Raw genomic sequence first — 23849 nt, 5'->3', positions numbered from 1 at the left:
CCGAGATGCCATGCCCGCACGCAGCAGTTCGCGGGTCCCGAATGGCGGCCTCACGGGGTGGTGAGGCCGCCGGATGGGACCCGCGAACGGGAGAGTGCGCGCGGCGCGCGTCAGACGAGCGAGCCGGAGGTGGGGACGGTGTTGGCGAATAGGTCGAGCACCGGGCAGTGCTCCTCGACGACGACGCGCAGCCGCTCGTACTCCTCGGCGGTGTTCGGGCCGGTGATGTCGACCTTCACCCGCACATCGTGGAAGCCGGCGCGACCGGACTCGTCGATGCCGAACAGCTTGCGCACGTCGAGGTCGCCCTCGGCGGTCACCTCGATATCGTCGATGGTGAGCCCCAGCGCCTGGGCGTAGAGGCGGAACACCACGACCTGGCACGAGATCAGGGCGCCCAGCGCGTACTCGACGGGGCTCGCGGCTGCATCGTCGCCCGCGAGGCCGGCGGGCTCATCGACGAGGAAGCGGTGCTTGCCGGCGCGGATCTCGGTGCCCACCGAGCCGACGCCGCGGCCGGTGACCTTGTAGGTGAGCTGGGCGGCCGAGGCGTCACGGGCGATGCGCTCGTTCCAGGCCGTGCCGGCCTCGGTGAGCCGCTGCGCGCGCTCGTCGGCGGTGACGTCGGCGATGGCGGGGATCTGGTCGGTGAGAAGAGTCATGCGGCGACCGTAATCGCCGAACCGGATGCCGCGCACGCGGCGGCGTCATGCCCCGCAACACATCGTCACGGAGTGCAACACTCAGGCGGCGTACCGTCCGGATGCCACCGCACGGGCACGCGCCTTCTCGGCCTCCTCCTCGCGGTTCTTCGGCGGCCGCGTGGCCACCAGGTCGCTCAGCAGGTGCTGCGTGGCGTGCGCGATCTCGGCGACGGCGCGATCGAAGGCCTCCTGGTTCGCCTTCGACGGCTTGGTCGTCCCGGCGATCTTGCGCACGTACTGCAGGGCGGCGGCGTGCACCTCGTCATCGGTCGCGGCCGGCTCGAAGTTGTGAAGGGTGTGGATGCTGCGGCACATGCCGTTCACCGTACGCCGCGCCCGCGGCATCCGGAACCCCACCGGCATCCCCGGCCCCCACCGATTCACCCGAGGTAGGAGAAAGCGCGAGGGTAGGACGAGAACTCCGGTTCTCGTCCTACCCTCGCGCGATGTCCTACGCCGGATGAATCCGGGCAGCGGGCTGGTAGCCCCTCAGCTCACTTCTTGTAGTTGGGCGCCTCGACGACGATCTGCACGTCGTGCGGGTGAGACTCCTTCAGGCCCGCCGCGGTGATGCGCACGAAGCGGCCGCGCTGCTTGAGCTCTTCGATGGTGCGCGCGCCGACGTAGAACATTGACTGACGCAGGCCGCCGATCAGCTGGTACGCGACGGCCGACAGCGGGCCGCGGTAGGGCACCTGGCCCTCGATGCCCTCGGGGATCAGCTTGTCGTCGCTGGGCACGTCGGCCTGGAAGTAGCGGTCCTTCGAGTACGAGGTCTGCTTGCCGCGGGTCTGCATCGCACCGAGCGAGCCCATGCCGCGGTATTGCTTGAACTGCTTGCCCGACTGGAAGACGATCTCGCCCGGCGACTCGTCGGTGCCCGCCAGCAGCGAGCCCAGCATGACGGCATCCGCTCCAGCGACCAGCGCCTTGGCGATGTCGCCCGAGTACTGCAGTCCGCCGTCGGCGATGACCGGGATGCCGGCCGGGCCTGCGGCCAGCGACGCCTCGTACACGGCGGTGACCTGCGGCACGCCGACGCCGGCGACCACGCGGGTGGTGCAGATCGAGCCGGGGCCCACGCCGACCTTGACGGCATCCACGCCCGCGTCGACGAGCGCCTGGGCGCCTTCGCGGGTGGCGACGTTGCCGCCGATGACATCGATGTGCTCGAACGTCGGGTCGGCCTTGAGCCGCTTGACGAGCTCGATCACGCCGGCCGACTGACCGTTGGCGGTGTCGACGACGAGCACGTCCACACCCGCGTCGCGCAGCGCCTCCGCGCGCTCCCACGCGTCACCGAAGAATCCGATGGCGGCGCCGACGCGCAGGCGGCCCTGGTCGTCCTTGGTGGCGAGCGGGTACTTCTCGCTCTTGTCGAAGTCCTTGATGGTGATGAGGCCGGCGAGCTTGCCGTTCTCATCGATGAGCGGCAGCTTCTCGACACGGTGGCGGGCGAACAGCGAGATGACCTCGCCCGCGGCCACGCCCACCGGGGCGGTGACGAGGTTCTCGCTGGTCATGACGTCCTTGACCAGGGTGGTCTGGCGCTCGAAGCCCGACACGAAGCGCATGTCGCGGTTGGTGATGATGCCCACCAGGCGGCCCTCGTCGTCGACGACCGGCAGCCCCGAGATGCGGTACTTCGCGCAGAGGTTGTCGACCTCTTCGACGGTGGCATCGGCGGTGGTGGTGATCGGGTCGGTGATCATGCCCGACTCGCTGCGCTTGACCCGGTCGACCTGCGCGGCCTGGTCGGCGATGGAGAGATTGCGGTGCAGGATGCCGATGCCGCCCTCGCGTGCCATGGCGATCGCCATGCGCGCCTCGGTGACGGTGTCCATGGCGCTCGAGAGCAGCGGCGTCGCGACCGAGATGCGGCGGGTGATGCGCGAGGAGGTGTCGGCCTCGCTGGGGATGACGTCGGTATGCCCCGGGAGCAGCAGCACATCATCGTAAGTGAGTCCGACGAATCCGAAGGGGTCGTGCTGCTGCATGAAATCTGGCTCCTCTGCGCCGGATGGCGCGATCGAATGACGAGTGCGCGTGGACGACTGCAGCCGGGACGGGAGCGGTGTCCGTCGTGTACTGATTCTAAGCGCGAACAACCTGCGGATATTCCTTGAGCGGCCTGTCCCCGACACTCCCGGCATTGCGATCAGGACACGGATGGTGCGATTCCGGCCACCTGGGAGCTACGCTCAGAGCGACGTCCATCACCCGAACGGCTCCCCGAGGCTCGTTCGAGGGCACTCGATGTGGAGGATGCGTGGGACTCAGATCAACGACGCTTCGGCGATCCCGAAGCGCGCTCATTGCGCTGCTCGCAGCGCTGGCGGCAGCACTCATGGTGCTGGGCATACCAGCCGGAACCGCCTGGGCCGAGACAACAGACGACGGCCAGGAAGTGACCGACTTCTACTTCGGCGGGAACATCACCTTCGACGATCAACCGGTCGAAGGCGTGGTCCTGTCAGTGGAGGGCAACGGCTTCGAGGGTGAGACGGAGACGGATGCCGAGGGCAAGTGGCGCCTCTACGTTCCCGAGAAGGAGAAGTACACCATCTCGGTCGACGAGGACACGCTGCCCGAGGGCGTGATCGTCGACGCGGAGCAGCTGCCGCAGGGCGTGGTCGCCGTGCAGGGCACGAGCGGCTCGTTCGAGGCCGAGTTCGGGCTGACGGGCACGAAGATCGTGAACCTGTTCCTGGGCGAGGGCGAGCGCATCACCGAGTCGATCTGGGAGCAGCTGCTCTCGCGCACGGTGAACGGCGTGAACTTCGGCCTGTTGCTGGCCCTGGCCTCCATGGGCGCCGCGCTCATCTACGGCACGACCCGGCTGGGCAACTTCGCCCACGCCGAGATGGTCACCTGGGGCGGGCTGATCACGCTGGTGTTCACCACGTGGTGGGACCTGCCGCTCTGGGTGGGTCTGCTGGCCGCGATCATCGGCGGCCTGGCGCTGGGCTGGGGGCTGGATGTCAGTCTCTGGGCGCCGCTGCGACGACGCGGGATGAGCGTGGTGCCGCTGATGATCGTCAGCATCGGCCTCTCGCTCACGCTGCGCTACGTGTTCCAGTACATCATCGGCGGCGGCACCCATCAGCTGCCCGGCGCGAGCCCCGAGCCGTTCCAGCTCGGGCCGATCTCACTGTCGTACATCGACGTGATCAGCATGAGCGTGAGCCTCGTGGTCATCATCGCGGTCGGGCTGTTCCTCACCCGCACGCGGATCGGCAAGGCGACCAGGGCGATCTCGGACAACCCGCAGCTCGCCTCGGCGACCGGCATCGACGTCGACAAGGTCATCCGCCTGGTGTGGATCCTCGCCGGCGGACTCGCCGCGATCTCCGGCATCCTGTGGGCGTACTTCCGCCCCGGTGTGAAGTGGGACATGGGCACCGGGATGCTGCTGCTGATCTTCTGCGCAATGACCCTCGGAGGTCTCGGCACCGCGTTCGGCGCCATCATCGGCTCGCTGATCGTCGGCATCGTGGTCGAGGTTTCCACGCTGTGGATCCCGTCCGATCTGAAGTACGCCAGCGCCCTGATCGCGCTGATCATCATCCTGCTGGTGCGTCCGCAGGGCATCTTCGGGCGCAAGGAGAGGCTGGGCTGACCATGGACATCTTGAGCATTCTCGACAACACCGCGGTCTATCTGTTCAGCCCGGTGACCATCGCGTACGCCCTGGCCGCCACCGGTCTTGCCGTGCACTTCGGCTACGCCGGCCTGCTGAACTTCGGTATGGCCGCGTTCATGGCCGTCGGCGCGTACGGCTACGCGATCTCGGTCCTCAGCTTCGGCCTGCCCTGGTGGCTCGGCATGCTGATCGGCCTGATGGGCGGGGCACTGTTCGCCCTGCTGCTCGGCATCCCGACCCTGCGACTGCGGGCCGACTATCTCGCCATCGCGACCATCGCGGCCGGCGAGATCGTGCGCCTGCTGTTCACCACCGAGGTGCTGCACAAGTGGACCAACTCGGCCGGCGGTCTGGCGGGGTACCACGGCGGGTTCCGCTCGGCGAACCCGTTCCCCGAGGGCACCTACGGCTTCGGCCCGTGGACGATGAACCAGAACGACCTGTGGAACCGCGTGTTCGGCATCGGCGTGCTGGCACTGTCACTGCTGCTGGTCTGGTCACTCATGCGCAGCCCCTGGGGCCGCGTGCTCAAGGGCATCCGCGAGGACGAGGACGCGGTGCGCTCGCTGGGCAAGAACGTCTTCGCCTACAAGATGCAGTCGCTGGTCGTCGGCGGCGTGATCGGCGCGGCGGGCGGCATCGTGTTCGTCCTCCCCTCGGCGGTCGTCCCCAGCAGCTACTCGACGTCGCTGACCTTCTTCCTGTGGACGATCCTGCTGCTCGGCGGCGCGGCGACGGTCTTCGGCCCGACGCTCGGTGCGGTGCTGTTCTGGATCGTCTTCGCGTTCCTCGGCAACCTGCTCCCCGCCCTGGCGGATGCCGGGGTGCTGCCCATGTCTGACAGCCAGGCCGGCACGATCCGCTTCGTGCTGGTGGGGCTCGCCCTGATGCTGCTGGTGATCTTCCGGCCGCAGGGCCTGCTCGGCGACAAGAGAGAGATGACCTTTGTCCACTGAGAACCTTCCCGAAGAGGGGGCCACGCCGGTCGAGCAGACGCCGCCCGGCAGCATCCGCCGCCCGAAGACCACCGGTCTCGCCAAGGGACCCGCCGCACCCGGCGTACCCAAGGTCGACCCGATCCTCATCGCGGACGGCGTCGAGCGGCGCTTCGGCGGTCTCATCGCCGTCGACGTCGATCACCTCGAGATCCCGCGCGGCGCCATCACGGCGCTGATCGGCCCCAACGGCGCCGGCAAGACGACGCTGTTCAACCTGCTGTGCGGCTTCGACAAGCCCAACGCAGGCACCTGGTCGTTCGACGGCACGAACCTGGCCGGGGTCCCCTCGTTCAAGGTCGCCCGGATGGGGCAGGTGCGCACGTTCCAGCTCACCAAGTCGCTGTCGCTGCTGTCGGTGCTCGAGAACATGAAGCTCGGCGCCCCGCACCAGGTCGGCGAGGGGTTCTGGCAGAGCCTGTTCCCCTTCCTCTGGCGCACGCAGGAGAAGCAGATCGAGGACAAGGCGCGCGAGCTGCTCACGCGCTTCAAGCTCGACGCCAAGGAATCCGACTTCGCCGCGTCGCTGTCGGGCGGTCAGCGCAAGCTGCTCGAGATGGCGCGGGCGCTGATGAGCGACCCCACGCTGGTCATGCTCGATGAGCCGATGGCCGGCGTGAACCCCGCGCTCACGCAGTCGCTGCTGGATCACATCCTCGGTCTCAAGGACCGCGGCATGACGGTGCTGTTCGTCGAGCACGACATGCACATGGTGCGCCACATCGCCGACTGGGTCGTCGTCATGGCCGAGGGCCGGGTGGTCGCCGAGGGCCCGCCCGGGACGGTCATGGAGGACCCGGCCGTCGTGGACGCCTACCTCGGCGCCCACCAGGACGTCGACCTGGGCGCGGTCACCGGCCGCATCCCGGTCATGTCCGAGACGCATGCGACCCGCATCCGGGAGAAGATCGACGCCGAGGCGGAAGCCGAGCTCGACGAGGAGGACAGGCCATGACCGACGCACAGAGCACCGGGATGCCGACGGAACCCACGCCCAAGGGCGAGGTGGTCGTCGAGCTGACCGACGTGCACGCCGGCTACCTGCCGGGCGTGAACATCCTCAACGGCGCCCATCTCGTCGCGCGCAAGGGCGAGCTGATCGGCATCATCGGCCCCAACGGCGCCGGCAAGTCGACCCTGCTCAAGGCGATCTTCGGGCTCGTGCAGGTGCGCCAGGGCGACATCACCGTCAACGGCGAGAGCATCGTCGGGCTCAAGGCCGACAAGCTCGTGCAGCGCGGTGTGGGCTTTGTGCCGCAGACCAACAACGTGTTCCCCTCGCTCACCATCGAGGAGAACCTGCAGATGGGCCTGTACCAGAAGCCGAAGGCGTACGAGGAGCGGCTTGAGTTCGTCACCGGCATCTTCGCCGAGCTGGGCAAGCGCCTCAAGCAGCGCGCGGGCTCGCTGTCGGGCGGTGAGCGCCAGATGGTCGCGATGTCGCGGGCGCTCATGATGGATCCGTCGGTACTGCTGCTCGACGAGCCCTCGGCCGGCCTGTCGCCGGTGCGTCAGGATGACGCGTTCATCCGCGTCTCCGACATCAACAAGGCGGGCGTGACGACCATCATGGTCGAGCAGAACGCCCGCCGGTGCCTGCAGATCTGCGACCGCGGCTACGTGCTCGACCAGGGCCGCGATGCCTACGAGGGCACCGGCCGCGAGCTGCTCGAGGACCCGAAGGTCATCGGCCTGTACCTGGGAACGCTGGGCCAGGACGCCGCCTGACGCGGGAAGAGAGGGGCGGATGCCGACGGCATCCGCCCCTCTCCTGTGTCCGGCAGCACTATCGCCGAAACCCCTCACCACTGCCGAGACCCCTCGTGATTCGCGTGAATCACGAGGGGTCTCGGCATGCACGAGGGGTTTCGGCGGAGGTACAGCGGCGTAGGTACGGCGACGGCGCACGGCGGCGGCGGGGCCGCCGACGGGTAGGCGAAAGGGCTCCGGATGCTGTGGCATCCGGAGCCCTTTCTACGCGATCACTGGGTGCGCTTGTAGTGGTTCTCGGCGTCGTACTGGTAGACACCGATCGCGGCGCCCTGCGGGTCGCCGAACTCGTTGAAGGTCACGTCGCCGGAGTAGCCGTTGTAGTCGGCCGTGCCGCCGTCGTTGATGATCTTCGCGCAGTCGGCGAAGCTCGTGCAGGCCTCGCCGTCGCCGGATCCGCCCGAGACCTCCTGCATCTTCTCGGCCATGTCGGCGCCGTCGGTCGAGCCCGACGCCAGCGAGGCGAGCGCCATCAGGACGACCGCGTCGTAGGCCTCAGCCGCGTACGTGAAGTCCTTCACCTCGGCGTTGCCCTGACCGGTCCAGTACTCCTGCAGACGGTCGGTGAAGTCGTCCGCGAGCGCGGGACCGGGGCGGGTGCCCTGGGCGCCCTCGAGCGAGACCGGGATCTCGGTGCCGTAGTCGGAGACGTTGCCGTCGACCATGTAGAACTTGTCGGCCGTGATGCCGGCGTTCACCAGCAGCGGCGCGATGGTCTTGAACTGGTCGAACGAGACGATCGCGACGGCGTCGGGGTTCTCGGCCTTGATGGTCTCGACCTGTGCGTCGAACTGCGCGTCACCGACGTTGAAGCCCGCGGTGGCGACGACGGTGCCGCCGGCGCCCTCGAAGGTCGCCTGGATCGCGTCACGCAGACCGGTGCCGTACGGGTCGTTCTGGAAGATGATGCCCAGCGTCTTGTGCCCGTCCTCGGAGATGAGGTTTCCGAGCACCTCGCCCTGCAGCAGGTCGCTCGGGGCGGTGCGGAAGTACAGGCCCTTCGTGACGCCGTCCTCGGCGAGCTTGGTGAAGTCAGGCGACGTGTTCGACGGCGAGATGGTGATGATCCCCTTGGCGACGTTGCCGTCGAGGATGATCTTCGACACACCGGATGCCGCGGCACCGACGATGCCCGAGACGCCCGAGTTCTGCAGCGTCGTGATCGAGGTCTCGTATGCCTTGGTGTCGCTGTCGCCCTCGTCCTGAGAGTTCATCTCGACGGTGATGCCCGCCTCGGCCTCGTTGATCTCCTGCACCGCGAGTCCGACGCCGGATTGCATGGGGGGGCCGAGGAAGGCCAGCGAACCGGTCTGCGGCAGCAGCGATCCGAGCTTGAGGGTGAGGTCGGCGGCAGGCTTGTCGTTGCCGCCGTCGCTCGGCTCCTCAGCAGGTGTGCTGCTGCAGCCTGCGACGACGAGTGCGGAGGCGCTGACCAGCGCCAGACCGGCGAAGATTCTCGCGGGTCGCGAGCCCTTCAATGCGTTCATGTTGCTCCCTTGCGTAACTGAACGTGGATAACCACCTTCGGGTGCCTCTTACCCTATTGGCTCGGATGCTTCCGGGGGCATCCTGCGTGTCTCGGTCGCCTAACGATCCGGTGTCACACCAGCTCGGACGGCATCCCACGCCGACCGCGCCTGCGGCTGGTCAGCAGATCCACGACGAAGACGATGATCGCGCACCAGACGAGGGCGAATCCGATCCACCGCTCGGCGGGCATCGGCTCGCGCAGCAGCGCCCAGCCGACGAGGAACTGCATCACCGGGGTGATGAACTGGAACATGCCGACCAGGCTCAGGTCGATGCGCCGCGTCCCGGCGGCGAACAGCAGCAGCGGCACCGCTGTGGCGATGCCGGCGCCGGCGACCAGCAGGGTGTGCGGTACCGACACTGCGCCGAAGGTGATGCCGGCGGCGTCGGTCTGCGCGACGACGATCAGCGTGACCACGGCGATCGGGATGAGCCAGAAGGATTCCAGCGTGAGTCCGCTAACGGCATCCACCGCCGCGCCGATGCGCTTCTTCACCAGGCCGTAGATGCCGAACGAGGCGGTGAGCGACAGGGCGATCCACGGGAACTGCCCGTACGCGACGATGATGACGATCACGGCGATCGCGGCGATGCCGATCGCGACCAACTGCAGCCGGCTGATGCGCTCGCGCAGCACGAGCACGCCGAGCACGACCGTGAAGATCGGGTTGATGAAGTATCCGAGGCTCGTCTCGATGACGTGGCCGGTCAGCGTGCCGATGAGGAACACCTGCCAGTTGACGTAGATGAGCACGCCGGCCACGGCAGTCCAGCCCAGCAGCCGCGGCTGCCGGACGATCACGCCGAGAGCGCCCCAGCCGCGCATCACCGTGAGCAGGATGAGACAGAAGACGAACGACAGCAGCACCCGCCAGGCCACGACCTCCCAGGGGCCGGTGGGCACGAGGGCGAGGAAGTACAGCGGCAGCACGCCCCACAGCAGGTAGGCGCCGACGGTGGCGGCGACGCCTGCGGTCTTCGTGGTCACCGAGTCAGCCTAGTGGCCGCGGCGCGGTGCGCGGACCGAGCGCGGCGGGTCGACGGGACGACGAAGGGCCCGGATGCCGAGGCATCCGGGCCCTTTCGTGAACCCGATCCGGGTTCAGAGGTGTCAGCGGACGACGACCGCGAGGACGTCGCGGGCCGAGAGCACGAGGTACTCGTCGGCGCCGAACTTGACCTCGGTGCCGCCGTACTTGCTGTAGAGCACGCGGTCGCCCACGGCGACGTCGAGCGGAACGCGGTTGCCGTTGTCGTCGATGCGGCCGGGGCCCACAGCCACGACCTGGCCCTCCTGGGGCTTCTCCTTGGCGGTGTCGGGGATGACCAGACCACTTGCGGTGGTCTGCTCTGCCTCGACCTGCTGGATGACGATGCGGTCCTCGAGCGGCTTGATGGAAACCGACACGGTGTACCTCTTCTTTCGTGACTGAGATCAGAAGACTGTTAGCACTCTCACACCGAGGGTGCTAATGCCAGTCTAAGCGGAGCGCTGGCACTCATGCAATGCGAGTGCCAGCCATCGTCGCCGTTCCCCATGCTTCGCGGGTCCCGAGTGGCGGCCTCCTGCGCGGGGAGGCGGCCAGATGGGCCCCGCGAAGGTGAAGTGCGGCCCATAGGCTGGGGTGGTGGAGATGTCCGAGTTGACCGCCCTGCTCACGCGCGAGGGCCTGACCCTGCTCGACGAGACCGGCTCCGTCGAGACCTCGGCCGACGTCGCCCGCGCGGTGTCACGGCTGCGGGCGGCCGGGCACTCCCCCGACCTCGTCTCGGCCGTCGTCGGCCAGGCGCATCTGCGGGTGAAGGCGCGTGCCAAGTTCGGCGAATTCGCCGATCGGATGCTGTTCACCCGGGCGGGCCTCGAACAGGCCACCCGGCTGAACATCGCGACGCTGCACGCCGTGCGGATGCGGCGGTCCGGGATCACCGCGGTCTCGGACCTGGGCTGCGGGATCGGCGGCGACAGCCTGGCGTTCGCCGCCGCGGGTCTCGAGGTCACCGCGGTGGATGCCGATGCCGTCACCGCTGGCATCGCGGCGTACAACCTCGCACCCTTCGGCGACGACGTCGCCGTGCGTCAGGGTTTCGCCGAGGACAACCTCCCGGCCAGCTGGGTTGCTGAGTCGGGCCCACGCGCCTCGGAGGCTCCGGCGGACGCGAAGCGGCCGGTGGAGTGGGGCGTGGGGAGCGAAGCACGCAACACTGGCTGGGTTGCTGAGGCTCTCGAAGCACCCGGCGAAGCAGAGAACGAGGACCCTTCGAGAGCCTCAGGGACCCAGCCGCGCTCGGGGACCCAGGCGCAGGCAGTGTGGCTGGATCCGGCGCGGCGCACGGCGGGGCACAGCGAGACCCGCCGGCTGACGGCATCCGACTGGTCTCCGTCGCTGGACTGGTGTTTCGAGGTCGCGCGGCGGCATCCGGCGGGTATCAAGCTCGGCCCGGGACTGGACCGCGACCTCATCCCCGACGACGTCGAGGCGCAGTGGGTGAGCGCCGACGGCAGCGTCGTCGAGCTCGTGCTGTGGAGCGGCGCGCTCGCCCGCGAGGGCGTGCGCCGGGCCGCCCTCGTCGTGCACGGCGGCCAGACGCACGAGCTGACCGCTCCGGCGGATGCCGAAGACGTGCCGGTCCGCCCTCTCGGCGCCTTCCTTCACGAGCCCGACGGCGCGGTGATCCGCGCGCGGCTGATCGGCGATGCGGGACGGATGCTGGATGCAGGCATGCTCGACGAGCAGATCGCCTACCTCACCGGGGATGCCGCGGTGACGAGCCCGTTCGTGCAGTCGTTCCGGGTGCGCGAGACGATGCCCGCGCACGCGAAGACGATCAGCACCGCCCTGCGGGCTCACGACATCGGACGCCTGGAGATCAAGAAGCGCGGCATGGACATCGACCCGGCGGCTTTCCGGAAGAAGCTGTCATTGAAAGGCTCTCAGGAGGCCACGCTCATCCTCACCCGCACCGCGGCCGGCCGCATCGCGATCCTCGCCGACCGGGCCTGAGCCGGCCGGCCCGGTTCACTCCACTTCGCCGGTCTTATCGTCGATCGACTCGCACGTTCCGGTCTCGGTGTCGCAGCGCACCGCGTCGATCCCGGGGGTGCGGACGATCGTCAGCGTCATGCCGCGGTTGGCGGTGTTGCGGACGCTGTAGGTGACGCCGGGCAGAGCCAGGTCGATGGTCTGGTCGATGTCGAGGATCGCCTCGCTGCACTCCTGGGCGATGGTGCCGTCGTTCTGCACCACGAGCACGCAGCCGCGCTCGGCCTGATGCACCCAGATGGGCTGTTCGCCGTCGTAGCCGACGAGCTGCAGCCATTCGCCGTCGAATCCGCCTGCCTCGAGTTGGTCGACGACGGCCAGCTCGCTCTCGGTGTACTGCGACCGCCAGTCCCAGGTCTCGTCCGAGCTCTGGCGCTGAATGATGGCGACGCGCTCGCCGTCGATGTTCTCGACGAGCACGGCCCAGACCATGAACTGCTCGCCGTCCTCCTCGAAGCTCAGACTGGTCTGGACGCCGAGTCCCGCGCCGTCGTCGCGCCACTCGTCGCACGCGTGCGACTGCTGCGCGGGGGTCTTCGTCAGGACGAGGCAGGTCAACGCGCCCTCGTCGCGCGTCGCCTCCCAGACGTCGGCCCCGTGCTTCGATCCGAGCAGTCGCACCGAACCGGGATCGAGGGTTCCCGACGCCTCGAGACCCGTCAGCGTCTCCTGCTGCTCGGCGGTCATCCCGGGCAGGATGGCGTCTCGTTCGAACGCCAGCCAGCCGGCGCCGAGGCCGACGAACACGGCGAGGACGGCGACGAGAGGCAGCACCCAGCGGGCGTGGAGCCGGCGGGGGCGGTCGGCTTGGGGCCCTGAGGCTCTCGAAGGGCCCGTCTCACCTTGGGTCCCTGAGCCTGTCGAAGGGCCCCAGGGCGCACGCTTGGGGGCGCTGGGTGCTTCGAGAGCCTCAGCAACCCAGCTGTTGGCAGATTCAGCTGCGCTGGGTGCTTCGACAGGCTCAGCATCCCAGCTGTTGTCGGATCCAGCTGCGCTGGGTGCTTCGAGAGCCTCAGCATCCCAGCGGTTGTCGCCACCTGTAGAGCCGGGTGCTTCGAGAGCCTCAGCATCCCAGCGCGGGGTGTTGCGGCGCTCCAGGGACTGGAGCTCAGCGGTCTCGTCGGCGCTCAGCCGACCGCCGGGCGCGAAGGCCCGGAGTTGAAGCTCACGTCGTCGTGCAGCCTCGTCGGCATTCAGCATCCGTCACCCCAGTCTCTCGAACTGCATCGCCGCCCAGATCAGCCACCCCGTGCTGAACAGCGTCGCGCACAGCCCCAGCACGAGCGCCCACATGGCGACCGCGCGATTCTCGATCGGTCGTCGCAGCGACATGATCGCGGCGATCACCGCGACGACCGCCACCGGCACGCCCCACCCGACGAACATCGACGTCGCAAGCGCGACGATGGCCGCGAACAGCGCCCACGGCGCCAGCCGCGAGTCGTCCGCGGGCGGCTCCTCCGACTGCGACGGCGACCAGCGACGCTCGACGGGCTCGTCGTCGTCCTGCTGACGGTGGGTCTGGTCCACCGGCACCGGCCCGGTGGGCAGCCTGCCGTACCCATATGACGCGCCAGGCAGACCCGCCGACTCCCCCGGTCTCTCGACTTCGGGGGTGGGCTCGTCGCTGCGCGGATCGGTCATGCCGGGCTCACCTGGATCTCGGTGACGGGAAGAGTCGAGTCGGCGCCGAAGGCGAGCGTCGATGCGCCGCGTCCGCCGACGATCAGCTCGGCCGCGAGTCCGGCGATCATGGCACCGTTGTCGGTACACAGCGACAGCGGCGGGATGCGCACGGTGACTCCCGCCGCGGCCGCCCGCTCGATCGCCACCTCTCGCAGACGCCGGTTCGCGATCACGCCGCCGCCCAGCAGCAGGCGCGGCACGCCCCGATCCGCACAGGCTGCGAGCGCCTTCGTGACGAGCACGTCGACGACGGCCTCACGGAAGCTCGCGGCCACATCGGCGACCGGAATCTGCTCGCCGTTCTCCTCGGCACGCTCCACCCAGCGGGCGACGGCCGTCTTCAGCCCCGAGAACGAGAAATCGTAGCGGTGCTTCTCCAGGTCGGATGCTTTGGACAGGCCGCGCGGAAAGCGGATCGCCTTCGGGTCGCCGTCGACCGCCGCCCGGTCGATCTGCGGACCGCCGGGGTACGGCAGCCCGAGCAGGCGCGCGACCTTGTCGAAGGCCTCGCCCGCCGCATCGTCGATCGTCTCGCCGAGCAGCTCGACGTCGGTGGTGAGATCACGCACGTGCAGCAGAGAGGTGTGCCCGCCGCTGACCAGCAGCGCGATCGTCGGATACTCCAGCGGCTCGGCATCGGCGTCGAGGATGTCGGCCGCGATGTGCCCGACGAGGTGGTTCACCGCGTACAGCGGCTTGTCCAGCGACACCGCCAGGCCCTTGGCCGCGCCGACACCGACCATCAGCGCGCCGGCCAGACCCGGACCGCTCGTGACGGCGATGGCATCCAGCTCGTCGAGCGTCACCTGCGCCTCGGCGAGCGCGCGCTCGATCGAGGGCTGCAGCGCCTCGAGGTGTGCCCGCGCGGCGACCTCGGGCACCACGCCGCCGTAGCGGGCGTGCTCATCCATGCTCGACGCGATCGTGTTCGACAGCAGCGTTCGGCCGCGCACGATGCCGATGCCGGTCTCATCGCAGCTGGTCTCGATGCCCAGCACCAGAGGCTCTCCGGTCATGCGCGCTCCTCCCCCGCGGCATCCTGTGCCCGGTTCGTCGGATCCCCGCCGCGCGATTCGAAGGAGTTCGCACGATCCGCAGGAGCCTTTTCGGCATCCGCTCCTTCAGGTCGTGCGTTCTCCTGCGCACCGTGCGAGCCCTCAGCAATCCAGGCGCGCAGGTCGAGGCGCATGACCACGGCATCCACGTCGTCGGGCTGGTAGTACCGCGGGCGGCGGCCCAGCTCGGTGAAGCCCTCCGACTCGTACAGCCCGGTGGCGACGGGGTTGTCGGCGCGCACCTCGAGGAACAGCTCCTTCGCCCCGCGGCTCACGGCCTCGGCGATGAGCGCGCGCAGCAGGGCGCGGCCCCTCCCGCGCCCGCGCACCGCCTCGTCGAGCGCGATGGTCTGGATGTCGGCATCCGCTCCACCCGGCAGGGCACGCAGCCCGCCGTACCCGACGATGCGTCCGTCCTCGTCGTCGACGAGGTAGTGGCTGTGGGTGCTGGTGAGCTCGGTGCCCATGGTCTGCTCGCTCCACGCGTCCGAGGGGAAGCTGCGCCGTTCGAGCTCCATGATCGCGGGAAGGTCGGCGAGCACCGCGATGCGCAGGGTCATGCGCTCACCCGCTTCGGTGCGCCGGGCTGCACGACATCCGGCGAGCGCAGGTACAGGGGCTCGGCATCGGCGAGGACTCGTCCTGCGGCGATCGCACGGGCCCCGACACGGGCGAGGGCCGCAGCCGACAGCTCGAGCGCCTCGACGACCGGCTCGGCGATCTCGCTGCCGCGCTTCTCGAGGCGGGTGGGGATGCGCAGCTGCGGGATGCCGTCGGCATCCCTCCCGTCGAAGACGCTGACCGCGATCTCGCGGCGGCGCGCGTCGGTGACCACCGCGAACTGTCCCGTCACGCCGGCGTCCAGCGCGATCGCGTAGTGGCTCGGCACGGCGACGACCGGGATGCCGCGGCCGAGCGCGAACGTGCGCGCGGCGGCGATGCCGATCCGCAGCCCTGTGAAGGGACCGGGTCCCATGCCGGCGACGACGTGGGTGATGCCGGGGCGCGCGATCTGGGCGAGCAAATCGCCGATGACCTCGGCGTGGCCGAGCGGGTCGGGAGTGGACGCCTCGGCGACGGTGCGCCCGTCGGCGTCGATGACGGCGACGGCCGTTCCCAGAGAGGTGTCGACGGCGAGGATCACCTCTTCAGGGTAGTCGTCGTGCGGCTGCGGAAGCCGCATCCCCGGTACGCGCTGAACTCTCGCTCAAGATTGCGCGAAGATCCGCCCCGGAGGTCAATCGGCGTCTGGGGGCGGCATGCGCGAACAGCGACCGCCCACCGGACGGGTGCCGCACGTCACCCGAGCGCGGCGCGAAGGGGCAGATCCTGCCCGTCGAGGATGACCTGCGCGGCGACGCCGGTGCGCAGGTTCGCGACGATCGGCGCCAGCAGGTTCACGTGCACACCGTCGGCGCCGCGGCTGACGACCACGAGCAGCAGCGCGTCATCGGGAGCGGCGAGCCCCAGTTCGTCGACATGCTCGTCCGACAGCGTCGGCGCGTAGTCGGCGACCACCGATTTCGGATCGACCAGGAACAGGCGCAGAGCGTCGTCATCGAGCGCATCGAGGGCGAACAGCCCGTCGGCACCGTCGACCGGTGTGAGGGCGAAGCGCGTGTGCGGGGCGAAGCCCGGCGGCGGCGCCACGAAGTCGAGCACAGCGCTCATCGCAGGAATTCCATCAGCGACGGCTGCAGCACGCGAGCGGTCACCGACAGCGACGACTGGTACACCAGCTCCTGGGCCTTCAGCTGCACGAGGATCTCCACAGAATCCACATCCTCTACCGCGGCGCGGCGCGCCTCGAGCGAGACCGAGCTGTCCACGATCGCCTCCTTCGCGCGTTCCATCTGCAGCTGCCGCACGCCCACTGCACCCTGGGCACTGAGCATAGCGGTGCGCCGCTCATCGATCTCGCTGAGCCGCGCACCTACGTTCACGCCCATGCGCAGGTCTTCGACGATGCCGGTGATCAGTGCGAACACCGAGTCGTCACCGGTACCGAAGACGGCCGCACCGTCGGCATCCACCCGGATCGACGCCTCGTCGGATACGCGCCGAAGCACCTCGGATCCGGCGACGCCGCTGTGGCTGTAGTCCGCGGCGAACGCGGGGGTGTCGGAGGTGCCGGCGAAGACGAAGCGGCCCAGCACCGTGCGGTTGGCTGTCGCCAGCATCTCGTCGCGGATGCCCTCCAGCTCGACCGCGATGGCCTCCTTGGCGGTGGCGTCCAACGCACCGTCGTTCGCGCCCTGCACCGTGAGGCTGCGAACACGGCTCAGCAGCGCGGTGGCGCCGGCAATCGCCGAGTCTGCGGTCGTGAGCCACGCCAGGCCGTCGTCGATGTTGCGGGCGTACTGCTCGGTGCGGCGCTGCTCGCCGTGCAGGCGCAGCGTGGTCGTCGCCGCGGACGGGTCCTCCGAGGGAGAGAGGAAGGCGCGCTGCGAGATCGCCTTCTCCTGCAGCCGCGACAGTTCCGACAGATTCACCTGCAGCTGGCGCATGGCCGACTGCGTCATCGATGTCGACGTCACTCGCGAGATCATCGTCATCCTCCTATCGACCCACGATGCCGGTGCGATTGATGAGCACGTCGAGCGATTCGTCGATGGCTGTCAGCACGCGCGCGGCGGCCTGGTAAGCAGTCTGGTAGGTGAGCAGGTTGATGGTCTCCTCGTCGCCGTCCACCCCGGCGACCGAGCGCTGGGCGCCCACGGCCGCCACGGATGCCGCTTCCGAGAGCTGGGCGCGCTGCACATCGCCCGCAGTGCCAATGGCCAGGCGTGCCACGGCATCCGTCCACTTCGCATCCGGCCCGTCGGGCGCGCGGCCGATCTGCGAGATCGCGTCGGCGATCCCGGAGTCGTGCGCTCCCGTATCGGGGCGGGCTGCGGCGATGTCGGATGCCGTCTGCACGACCGTGCTCAGTCCGAGGGCCGCAGGACCTGCGGCCGAGATCGCGAAGAAGTCGCCGCCGTCCGTCCCGTCGGCCGTCACACCCGTGGTGTGCAGGGCATTCACCTTCTCGGCAAGAGAGGCGGCGATGGCGTTGAACGAGTCGGCGAGCGAGGCGAGTGTTCCATCCGGGGCGAGCGTGCTCAGCAGGCCGCCGAGCTCACCGCTGTCGACGGCGATGCCGAACCCGTCGGGCCCGGCCCACGACACGGTCAGTTGCCCGCCGTCGGTGAGCGCAGTCGGCCCCGAGACCGAGACCGCGCGCGCGTCACCACCCGAGACCAGGGCGTTGCCGTCCAGGCGCACGGTCAGGGTGCCGTCGGTCTCGACCGTGGCTCGCGTGCCGGCCAGGCGGGCGGTGGTCTGCGCGAGCGCATCCCGGCGGTCGACGAGCTCGTTCGCCGACCTTCCCGCGGCGAGCGCATCCCTGATGTCGATGTTGAGTGCCGCGATCTGCTCGGCCGCGGCGTTGAGCTGCGACACGTTCCGGTCGACGGCGGCACGTCCGTCGGACCACTGCGCCGCGACGGCGCGGTAGCCGGTTCCGATGCGCGAGACGAGCTCTTCCGCCGACTCGATCACCACGGCTCCGGCGGCACCCGAGTCGGGGGTGTTGGCGAGGTCCTGCCAGGCCGACCAAAAGCCCGACAGACGCGCAGACAGCCCCTGCTCCCCCGGTTCGCCGAGCGCCGCCTCGGCGGTCGTCGCCGCCAGGGCGCGCGCCGACCAGAACCCGGCGGCCCCCGCCGTGTCGCGCACGCGCGCGTCGAGCAGCGCGTCACCCAGACGCAGAATGCCGTCGACCGAGACGCCGTGCCCCGGAAGGGCGCCCATGCTGAACCGCCCCGACTGCGCCACGGCCGCGATGGCCGAGGTGCTCACGCGCTGACGGCTGTAGCCCTCGGTAGCCTGATTGGCGATGTTCTGACCGACGACGTCCATGCCGCGCCGCGCGGCGGCGAGCGCGCTGGCCGCCGTGCCGATTCCGCTGAAAGTGGACAAGATGCCTCCCGGTCACATCTCCGTGTCGATGATGCGCGCCGAGTCGTCGCGCGCGCGATCACCCTGTGTGGTGTACTCGCCGGTCTCGTCGCCGAGCCCGGCGATGGTCTCCTGCGTGGCGCGCAGGACCGCGCGCAGCTGCTCGGAGTTGGCGTCGCGCAGACGCCCGATCTCGTCGGTGAGCTTGGTCATGGCCCGCAGGTGGTCGGTCAGCACCTCGCGCCAGGCCCCCTCCGGCGCGTGCTCGATGAGCTGGCGGATGCTGGCCCCCTCGGGGGCGCCCCACTCCTCGGCGACCGTCTCGGCCTCGACGACCCGCGCGATGCCCGCCGTGCGCATGGCCTCGAGCACCTGCTCGATCTCGCGGGTCGCGAAGTGCATCCACCGCGAGCGCCCCGCGGCGAGCAGCAGTTCCTGCTCTTCGAGCTTGAACAGCAGCAGTTCGAGCAGCTCGCGTTCTCGCCACAGCTGCATGCTCAATTCATTCGTTCCCATCGCGTCTCTCCCCAGTGACTGATTGGCCATTCGGCCAGTCTTTCCTTACCTATCGGCAAACTTCTGGATATGGTTATACGCCACGGCATGGGTAGTTCTCCCCATGGAGCTATCATTCAAGTCGTGGTAGGGGGATCTGCCGGCAACCGGAGGACGGCGGAACCCCTTGGCGTAGAGGGAAGCTGCCAACGTGTCGAGACGTGATGCCCGCAACCGGCTGATCGAAGAGAATCTGCCGCTTGTGGGGTACCTGGCCTCCGAGACGCATGCCCGCGCGACGCACGTTCCGCGTGAGGATCTCGCCTCCGCGGGCGCACTCGCCCTGGTCACCGCCGCCGAGGCTTTCGATCCCTCCCTCGGCGTCCCCTTCGGAGCTTACGCCCGCCGGCGCATCCTCGGCGCCTTCGCCGACGAGATGCGCTCGATGGACTGGGCCTCACGCGGCATCCGACGGCGCATCAAAGAGACCACCGCAGTGCAGGAGACGCTGTCCAACGCGCTGGGTCGCCCGGCGTCCATTGCCGAGATCGCCACGGCGTTGGGATCGTCGCACGACGAGGTGGTGACCGCACTCGCCGACGCCGCCCGTACCGTGAGCGGTCTCGAGGACGCCTTTGAGTCCGAACTCGCCTCTCCCCTGCCCCTTCCCGAGGAGTCGGTCGCGATCGCCGAGCGCCGCGGCGTGCTCGAGCACGCGATCGGCGCCCTGCCCGAGCGGATGCGGTTCATCGTGCACGCGGTCTACATCGAGGAGCGCCCGGTCAAGGAGATCGCTGCGGAGCTCGGCGTCTCGCACTCCGCGGTCTCGCAGCAGCGCTCGGAGGCGATCCGGCTACTGCGCGATGCATTGGAAAAATACTTCCACGACGACCAGGAAGCGCCCGTGGTCTCGCGCGTCTCAGCATCCGTACGGGAGGGATTCTTCGCCCGGATCGCCGAGAGCGGTGGCGGGAACATCGCCCGGGTATTCGCGACGAAGGATGCCGTCACCACCTGCAGCTAACGTCCCGCCCCATTCCGCCGATAGGTCTGTACGGAGCCCACGGACGGGCTCCGTACTGATCCCATCACGGAGGAACACATCATGGGTATGCAGATCAACACCAACGTGTCGGCGCTCAACGCCTACCGCAACCTGTCCAGCACGCAGAACGACCTGTCGAAGTCGCTCGAGAAGCTCTCGAGCGGTCTGCGCATCAACCGGGCCGCGGACGACGCGGCGGGCCTGGCGATCTCCGAGGGTCTGCGCTCGCAGATCAACGGGCTGAACGTCGCGGCGCGCAACGCCCAGGACGGCATCTCGGTCATCCAGACCGCAGAAGGCTCCCTGACCGAGGTCCACTCCATCCTGCAGCGACTCCGCGACCTCGCGGTGCAGGCCGGTAACGACTCGAACAACGCCGAGTCCCGCACGGCGATCGCGAAGGAAGCGGGCCAGCTTGTCTCGGAGCTCTCTCGAGTCGCCGACTCGACGAACTTCAACGGAATTCAGCTGCTGGACGGCTCCAACTCGGAGCTGAAGTTCCAGGTGGGCGCCGACGGCGTGGCGAGCAGCCAGATCTCGGTCGACCTGAGCACCGCGAATGTCAAGGCAATCGCCACGGAACTCGCCGGCGGCGACCTGACGACGACCGGCACGGCGTACGCAATCGCCGACATCACCGCTCTCACCACGGGTGCGGCCGAGTTCACCACGACCGTGGGCGGAATCGCGACGACCGTTACCACGGGAACGCTCAGCGACACCGCGGATGGCAGCGCAGCTGGTTTCCAGAGTGTCGACGAGTACGCGGAGGCACTGCGTTCCGACAGCAACTTCGCAGCCAACTTCACTGTGTCCGTGACTCGCGACGCGAACGGTGCTGGAACCGGTATCGTCGTCACCGCCCTCGACGGGGGAGTCGTCACCTCGGCCACCGACCCCACCGGCACGGTGGAGGGCGCTGCCGGCACTCCTGTGACAGGCGGCCTGAAGTTCGACACCGCGGCGAACGCGCAGGCATCCATCGCGATGATCGACCGTAACATCACGTCGGTTTCGTCCGCACGCGCCGACCTCGGTGCGGTGCAGAACCGCTTCGAGTCGACGATCAACTCGCTCAACGTGTCGGCAGAGAACCTGTCGGCTGCCGAGAGCCGCATCCGCGACACCGATATGGCTGCCGAGATGGTCCGTTACACGTCGGCGAACATCCTGTCGCAGGCGGGCACCGCCATGCTGGCCCAGGCCAACCAGGCCAACCAGGGCGTGCTGCAGCTGCTGCGCTGACCCACCCCGGGCCCCGGGTGACGGACGTTCGCCACCCGGGGCTCACCCCCTCTCGAGCAGGAAAGGTGAGCATGGGAATCTCGCTCGACGGACTGGTCTCGGGCCTCGACACCACCGCCCTTGTCAAGGCGCTGATGGATGTACAGGCCATCCCCCGCACGCTGCTGCAGAACAAGATGACCGACAAGGGCGTCATCATCTCCAACCTGCAGTCCCTGAACGCCTCGGTTCAGGATCTCGCCACCAAGGCGAAGGCCGCCGCCGCCCCCGACGCGATGGCCCGGTTCACCACGACGTCCTCCGCCTCCGGTGTCACGGTGACGGCGGGCGCCGACGCCCAGCCGGTCTCGGCCGAGATCGTCGTGGATGCCGTCGCCACGCGTCACTCCGTGGTCAGCGCCGCGTACACCACCTGGCCGGACGATCCGCCTGTGCTGACCCTGCAGAACTCCGCCGGAGAGCGGCTGGAGATCACCGCCGCCTCGTCGTCGCTCAGCGACATCGCCCGCGCGATCACGACATCCGGATTCGGCGTCACGGCGCAGGCCGTCGCCGCCGGAACCGACGGCGCGGGCACGCCGCAGTACCGCCTGCAGCTCACGGCATCCGAATCCGGCACCGCCGGAGCGTTCGACGTGCACCGCGGTGGCATCGCCGACGTCGACGCCGGCACGGCCATCGACCTGGCGGCCGAGCCGGGCGCCGCCACCAGCACGACCGGCGCCGACGCGCAGATCCGCCTGTGGGCGGGAACCGCTGCCGAGCAGGTCGTCACCTCGGCGAGCGGCACGTTCACCGAGCTGTTCACGGGTGTCGACGTCACGGTCACCGCCGTGTCCGCCGACCCTGTCACGATCGGGGTCACCGCCGATGCGGCAGAGCAGGCGAAGGCGCACGGCGAGTTCATCGATCAGATCGCCAAGATCCTCGGCAACATCGACCGCGGATCCACGGCGACGGTGCCGGATGGTGCCGGTGAGACCACCACGCTGGGCGTGTTCACCGGCGACAGCACCGTGCGGTCGTTGCGCGGCGCGCTCGCCAATGCCGTGCAGTATCCCGTGGACGGTGTCTCTCCGTCCGAGATCGGGGTCTCGATCGACCGCTACGGCGTGCTGACCTTCGACGACGACCGCTTCACCAAGGCGCTCGCCGACGACCCGGCGAAGGTCGCCGCGGTCTTCTCGGGCATCGCGACGCGCGTGCAGGATGTGGCCGAAACTTACTCCGACAAGTACGACGGACTGCTCACCGCCCGGATCACCGGACAGCAGAACGAGGTCGACGCGCTCGGCGACCAGATCGAGCGCTGGGACGTGCGCCTCGCGCAGCGCAAGGCAACGCTCGAGCGCACCTACGCGCAGCTCGAGGTGCAGCTGTCGCGGATGCAGTCGCAGTCGTCGTACCTCTCCTCACAGCTGGCAGCGCTGGCACCCGTGCAGAAGGACTCCTGATCATGAACGCGGCGATGAAGGCGCAGCAGCGCTACAAGGAGCAGGCGATCCTCTCGGCCGGCCCCGAGCGGCTGCTGACGATGCTGTACGACCGGATGCTGATCGACATCGAGCGCGGTGAGGCGGCGCAGCGTCGCGGTGACTGGACCGAGGCGAACAGCCAGCTGCAGCACGCGCAGGCCATCATCGCCGAGCTGCAGTCGTCGCTCACGGACGCCTGGGATGGCAGCGCGCAGCTGCGCTCGGTGTACGTCTTCCTCACCGAGACGCTCATCGGGGCGAACATCGGCCGCGACCCCGAGCGCACCCGCGCGTGTGCCGAACTCGTCGCGCCGCTGCGCGAGGCGTGGCATGCGGCCGCAGACTCCCTCTCCGCCGAGCCCGCGGCGGCACGGGCATGACAGCGCCTGACTGGGACGAGCTGTTCACGCTGTTCGAACGCGAGATCGACGACCCTGGGATGCCGCTGTCGGAGTGGCAGCGTCCGGCCGGCCCGATGCCCGAGGAGCTCGCCGACCGCGCCCGCGACGTGCTGCTGCGCCAGCAGGAGCGCATCGCCCGCATCCGCGAGCAGCAGGACGCTATCGTCAACCAGCTGGTCGCGCTGCGCCGCGTCCCGGATGCAGCCGTCGACACCCCCGCGTACCTCGACGTCGCCGGCTGACGGCATCCCGCCCATTCCCTTCGAGGTGTCGCAACACGCGGCATCCCACCCCGCCAACCCCACCACTTGCGACACCTCACGCCGAGGGATGACGGCATCCGGCCCCTCCCCTCCTTCGAGGTGTCACAACACGCCGCATCCAACCCCGCCGACCCCACCACTTGCGACACCTCAAGCCGAGGGATGACGGCATCCGGCCCCTCCCCTCCTTCGAGGCGTCACAACACGCCGCATCCAACCCCGCCGACCCCACCATTCGCGACACCTCACGCGGAGGGATGACCGCGGCCGCGATGCGACGAGAGAAGATCGACGACCTCGGCCGACGGCATCCCGCCCCTCGCTTCCTCCTTCCTCCTTCCTTCGAGGTGTCGCAACACGCGGCATCCCACCCCGCCGACCCCACCAATTGCGACACCTCACGCGGGGGAATGAGAGGAGGGATGAGCGAGCGACGAGACGAGACGGGTGGCGACATCCGAGGTCTCGGCTAACGCATTCCGAGAATCTGCCGATAGAAGCCGCTGAGCAGGGAACGCTCGCCGAGAACGGCCATGGACAGGCCACATCCCCCGACGGACGG

At 69.0% G+C, this 23849-nt stretch carries 25 protein-coding genes; 10 read left to right on the top strand and 15 right to left on the bottom strand.

What is annotated here, in order from left to right:
• Nucleotides 1-110: 110 nt before the first annotated feature.
• The 3 genes from H7694_RS03605 to guaB form a co-directional block, all read right to left on the bottom strand.
• Nucleotides 111-662, bottom strand: a complete 552-nt coding sequence (locus H7694_RS03605; protein ID WP_193598179.1) for an OsmC family protein — start codon at nucleotides 660-662, stop codon at nucleotides 111-113.
• Between the two features lie 81 nt (nucleotides 663-743).
• A complete protein-coding gene (locus tag H7694_RS03600) occupies nucleotides 744-1019 on the bottom strand; it encodes a DUF2277 domain-containing protein (RefSeq protein WP_193598178.1) in 276 nt (91 codons plus the stop codon).
• Between the two features lie 179 nt (nucleotides 1020-1198).
• Nucleotides 1199-2701 carry an IMP dehydrogenase gene (guaB, locus tag H7694_RS03595; protein WP_193598177.1) on the bottom strand — a complete coding sequence of 501 codons (1503 nt, stop codon included), beginning with the start codon at nucleotides 2699-2701 and terminating at the stop codon, nucleotides 1199-1201.
• 350 nt (nucleotides 2702-3051) lie between these two features.
• On the opposite strand from guaB, the gene H7694_RS03590 reads away from it, so the two are divergent.
• The 4 genes from H7694_RS03590 to H7694_RS03575 are packed head-to-tail and all read left to right on the top strand — an operon-like array spanning nucleotide 3052 to nucleotide 7070.
• Nucleotides 3052-4323 (top strand): branched-chain amino acid ABC transporter permease, encoded by a 1272-nt coding sequence (locus H7694_RS03590; RefSeq protein ID WP_193599055.1) that lies wholly within the window; start codon nucleotides 3052-3054, stop codon nucleotides 4321-4323.
• A gap of 2 nt (nucleotides 4324-4325) precedes the next feature.
• Nucleotides 4326-5303, top strand: coding sequence for a branched-chain amino acid ABC transporter permease (locus tag H7694_RS03585; protein ID WP_193598176.1), 978 nt, complete (start codon nucleotides 4326-4328; stop codon nucleotides 5301-5303).
• Nucleotides 5304-5355: 52 nt separating this feature from the next.
• Complete coding sequence (locus H7694_RS03580; protein WP_227468364.1) at nucleotides 5356-6297, top strand: ABC transporter ATP-binding protein; 942 nt, start codon at nucleotides 5356-5358, stop codon at nucleotides 6295-6297.
• Between the two features lie 20 nt (nucleotides 6298-6317).
• Nucleotides 6318-7070 (top strand): ABC transporter ATP-binding protein, encoded by a 753-nt coding sequence (locus H7694_RS03575; RefSeq protein WP_193599054.1) that lies wholly within the window; start codon nucleotides 6318-6320, stop codon nucleotides 7068-7070.
• 254 nt (nucleotides 7071-7324) lie between these two features.
• Here H7694_RS03575 and H7694_RS03570 read toward each other — a convergent pair whose 3' ends face one another.
• From H7694_RS03570 to groES, 3 genes are all read right to left on the bottom strand, one after another.
• Nucleotides 7325-8599, bottom strand: a complete 1275-nt coding sequence (locus tag H7694_RS03570) for an ABC transporter substrate-binding protein (RefSeq protein WP_193598174.1) — start codon at nucleotides 8597-8599, stop codon at nucleotides 7325-7327.
• Nucleotides 8600-8712: 113 nt separating this feature from the next.
• The gene (gene rarD, locus H7694_RS03565; protein ID WP_193598173.1) at nucleotides 8713-9630 is read right to left on the bottom strand and encodes an EamA family transporter RarD; all 918 of its coding nucleotides are present in this window, start codon (nucleotides 9628-9630) and stop codon (nucleotides 8713-8715) included.
• Between the two features lie 123 nt (nucleotides 9631-9753).
• On the bottom strand, nucleotides 9754-10050 hold the full coding sequence (groES, locus tag H7694_RS03560) for a co-chaperone GroES (protein WP_099196502.1): 297 nt from the start codon (nucleotides 10048-10050) through the stop codon (nucleotides 9754-9756).
• A gap of 220 nt (nucleotides 10051-10270) precedes the next feature.
• Here groES and H7694_RS03555 point away from each other — a divergent pair, with 220 nt between their 5' ends.
• Nucleotides 10271-11644: a class I SAM-dependent methyltransferase gene (locus tag H7694_RS03555; protein WP_227468265.1), complete on the top strand. Its 1374-nt coding sequence runs from the start codon at nucleotides 10271-10273 to the stop codon at nucleotides 11642-11644.
• 15 nt (nucleotides 11645-11659) lie between these two features.
• Here the strand turns inward: H7694_RS03555 and H7694_RS03550 are convergent, their stop codons facing one another.
• From H7694_RS03550 to flgN, 9 genes are all read right to left on the bottom strand, one after another.
• A complete protein-coding gene (locus tag H7694_RS03550; RefSeq protein WP_193598172.1) occupies nucleotides 11660-12883 on the bottom strand; it encodes a hypothetical protein in 1224 nt (407 codons plus the stop codon).
• 3 nt (nucleotides 12884-12886) lie between these two features.
• On the bottom strand, nucleotides 12887-13327 hold the full coding sequence (locus H7694_RS03545; protein ID WP_193598171.1) for a hypothetical protein: 441 nt from the start codon (nucleotides 13325-13327) through the stop codon (nucleotides 12887-12889).
• Nucleotides 13324-14385, bottom strand: a complete 1062-nt coding sequence (gene tsaD / locus H7694_RS03540) for a tRNA (adenosine(37)-N6)-threonylcarbamoyltransferase complex transferase subunit TsaD (protein ID WP_193598170.1) — start codon at nucleotides 14383-14385, stop codon at nucleotides 13324-13326. Before tsaD ends, H7694_RS03545 begins: the two co-directional genes overlap by 4 nt.
• The gene (rimI, locus tag H7694_RS03535) at nucleotides 14382-14984 is read right to left on the bottom strand and encodes a ribosomal protein S18-alanine N-acetyltransferase (protein WP_193598169.1); all 603 of its coding nucleotides are present in this window, start codon (nucleotides 14982-14984) and stop codon (nucleotides 14382-14384) included. The genes tsaD and rimI overlap by 4 nt, the downstream gene beginning before the upstream one ends.
• The gene (gene tsaB / locus H7694_RS03530; RefSeq protein ID WP_193599052.1) at nucleotides 14981-15568 is read right to left on the bottom strand and encodes a tRNA (adenosine(37)-N6)-threonylcarbamoyltransferase complex dimerization subunit type 1 TsaB; all 588 of its coding nucleotides are present in this window, start codon (nucleotides 15566-15568) and stop codon (nucleotides 14981-14983) included. Before tsaB ends, rimI begins: the two co-directional genes overlap by 4 nt.
• A 155-nt stretch (nucleotides 15569-15723) precedes the next feature.
• A complete protein-coding gene (gene fliW / locus H7694_RS03525; protein WP_193598168.1) occupies nucleotides 15724-16095 on the bottom strand; it encodes a flagellar assembly protein FliW in 372 nt (123 codons plus the stop codon).
• Nucleotides 16092-16973 (bottom strand): flagellar hook-associated protein FlgL, encoded by an 882-nt coding sequence (gene flgL, locus H7694_RS03520; RefSeq protein ID WP_193598167.1) that lies wholly within the window; start codon nucleotides 16971-16973, stop codon nucleotides 16092-16094. Before flgL ends, fliW begins: the two co-directional genes overlap by 4 nt.
• A 10-nt stretch (nucleotides 16974-16983) precedes the next feature.
• Nucleotides 16984-18384, bottom strand: a complete 1401-nt coding sequence (gene flgK, locus H7694_RS03515; protein WP_193598166.1) for a flagellar hook-associated protein FlgK — start codon at nucleotides 18382-18384, stop codon at nucleotides 16984-16986.
• A 12-nt stretch (nucleotides 18385-18396) separates the two neighbouring features.
• Nucleotides 18397-18879, bottom strand: coding sequence for a flagellar export chaperone FlgN (gene flgN / locus H7694_RS03510; RefSeq protein ID WP_193598165.1), 483 nt, complete (start codon nucleotides 18877-18879; stop codon nucleotides 18397-18399).
• Nucleotides 18880-19069: 190 nt separating this feature from the next.
• Here flgN and H7694_RS03505 point away from each other — a divergent pair, with 190 nt between their 5' ends.
• The 5 genes from H7694_RS03505 (at nucleotide 19070) to H7694_RS03485 (ending at nucleotide 23266) form a co-directional block, all read left to right on the top strand.
• A complete protein-coding gene (locus H7694_RS03505) occupies nucleotides 19070-19882 on the top strand; it encodes a sigma-70 family RNA polymerase sigma factor (RefSeq protein ID WP_193598164.1) in 813 nt (270 codons plus the stop codon).
• An 81-nt stretch (nucleotides 19883-19963) separates the two neighbouring features.
• A complete protein-coding gene (locus H7694_RS03500) occupies nucleotides 19964-21148 on the top strand; it encodes a flagellin (RefSeq protein WP_193598163.1) in 1185 nt (394 codons plus the stop codon).
• 71 nt (nucleotides 21149-21219) lie between these two features.
• Nucleotides 21220-22602, top strand: a complete 1383-nt coding sequence (fliD, locus tag H7694_RS03495) for a flagellar filament capping protein FliD (RefSeq protein ID WP_193599051.1) — start codon at nucleotides 21220-21222, stop codon at nucleotides 22600-22602.
• A gap of 2 nt (nucleotides 22603-22604) precedes the next feature.
• Nucleotides 22605-23003, top strand: a complete 399-nt coding sequence (gene fliS, locus H7694_RS03490; RefSeq protein ID WP_193598162.1) for a flagellar export chaperone FliS — start codon at nucleotides 22605-22607, stop codon at nucleotides 23001-23003.
• Nucleotides 23000-23266 (top strand): hypothetical protein, encoded by a 267-nt coding sequence (locus H7694_RS03485; RefSeq protein WP_193598161.1) that lies wholly within the window; start codon nucleotides 23000-23002, stop codon nucleotides 23264-23266. Before fliS ends, H7694_RS03485 begins: the two co-directional genes overlap by 4 nt.
• Nucleotides 23267-23849 lie beyond the last annotated feature (583 nt).

The organism is Microbacterium sp. YJN-G, from assembly GCF_015040615.1.
Classification (GTDB): domain Bacteria; phylum Actinomycetota; class Actinomycetes; order Actinomycetales; family Microbacteriaceae; genus Microbacterium.
Note: the sequence above shows the minus strand (reverse complement) of the source record. Positions and strands in the feature narration are given on the sequence as shown.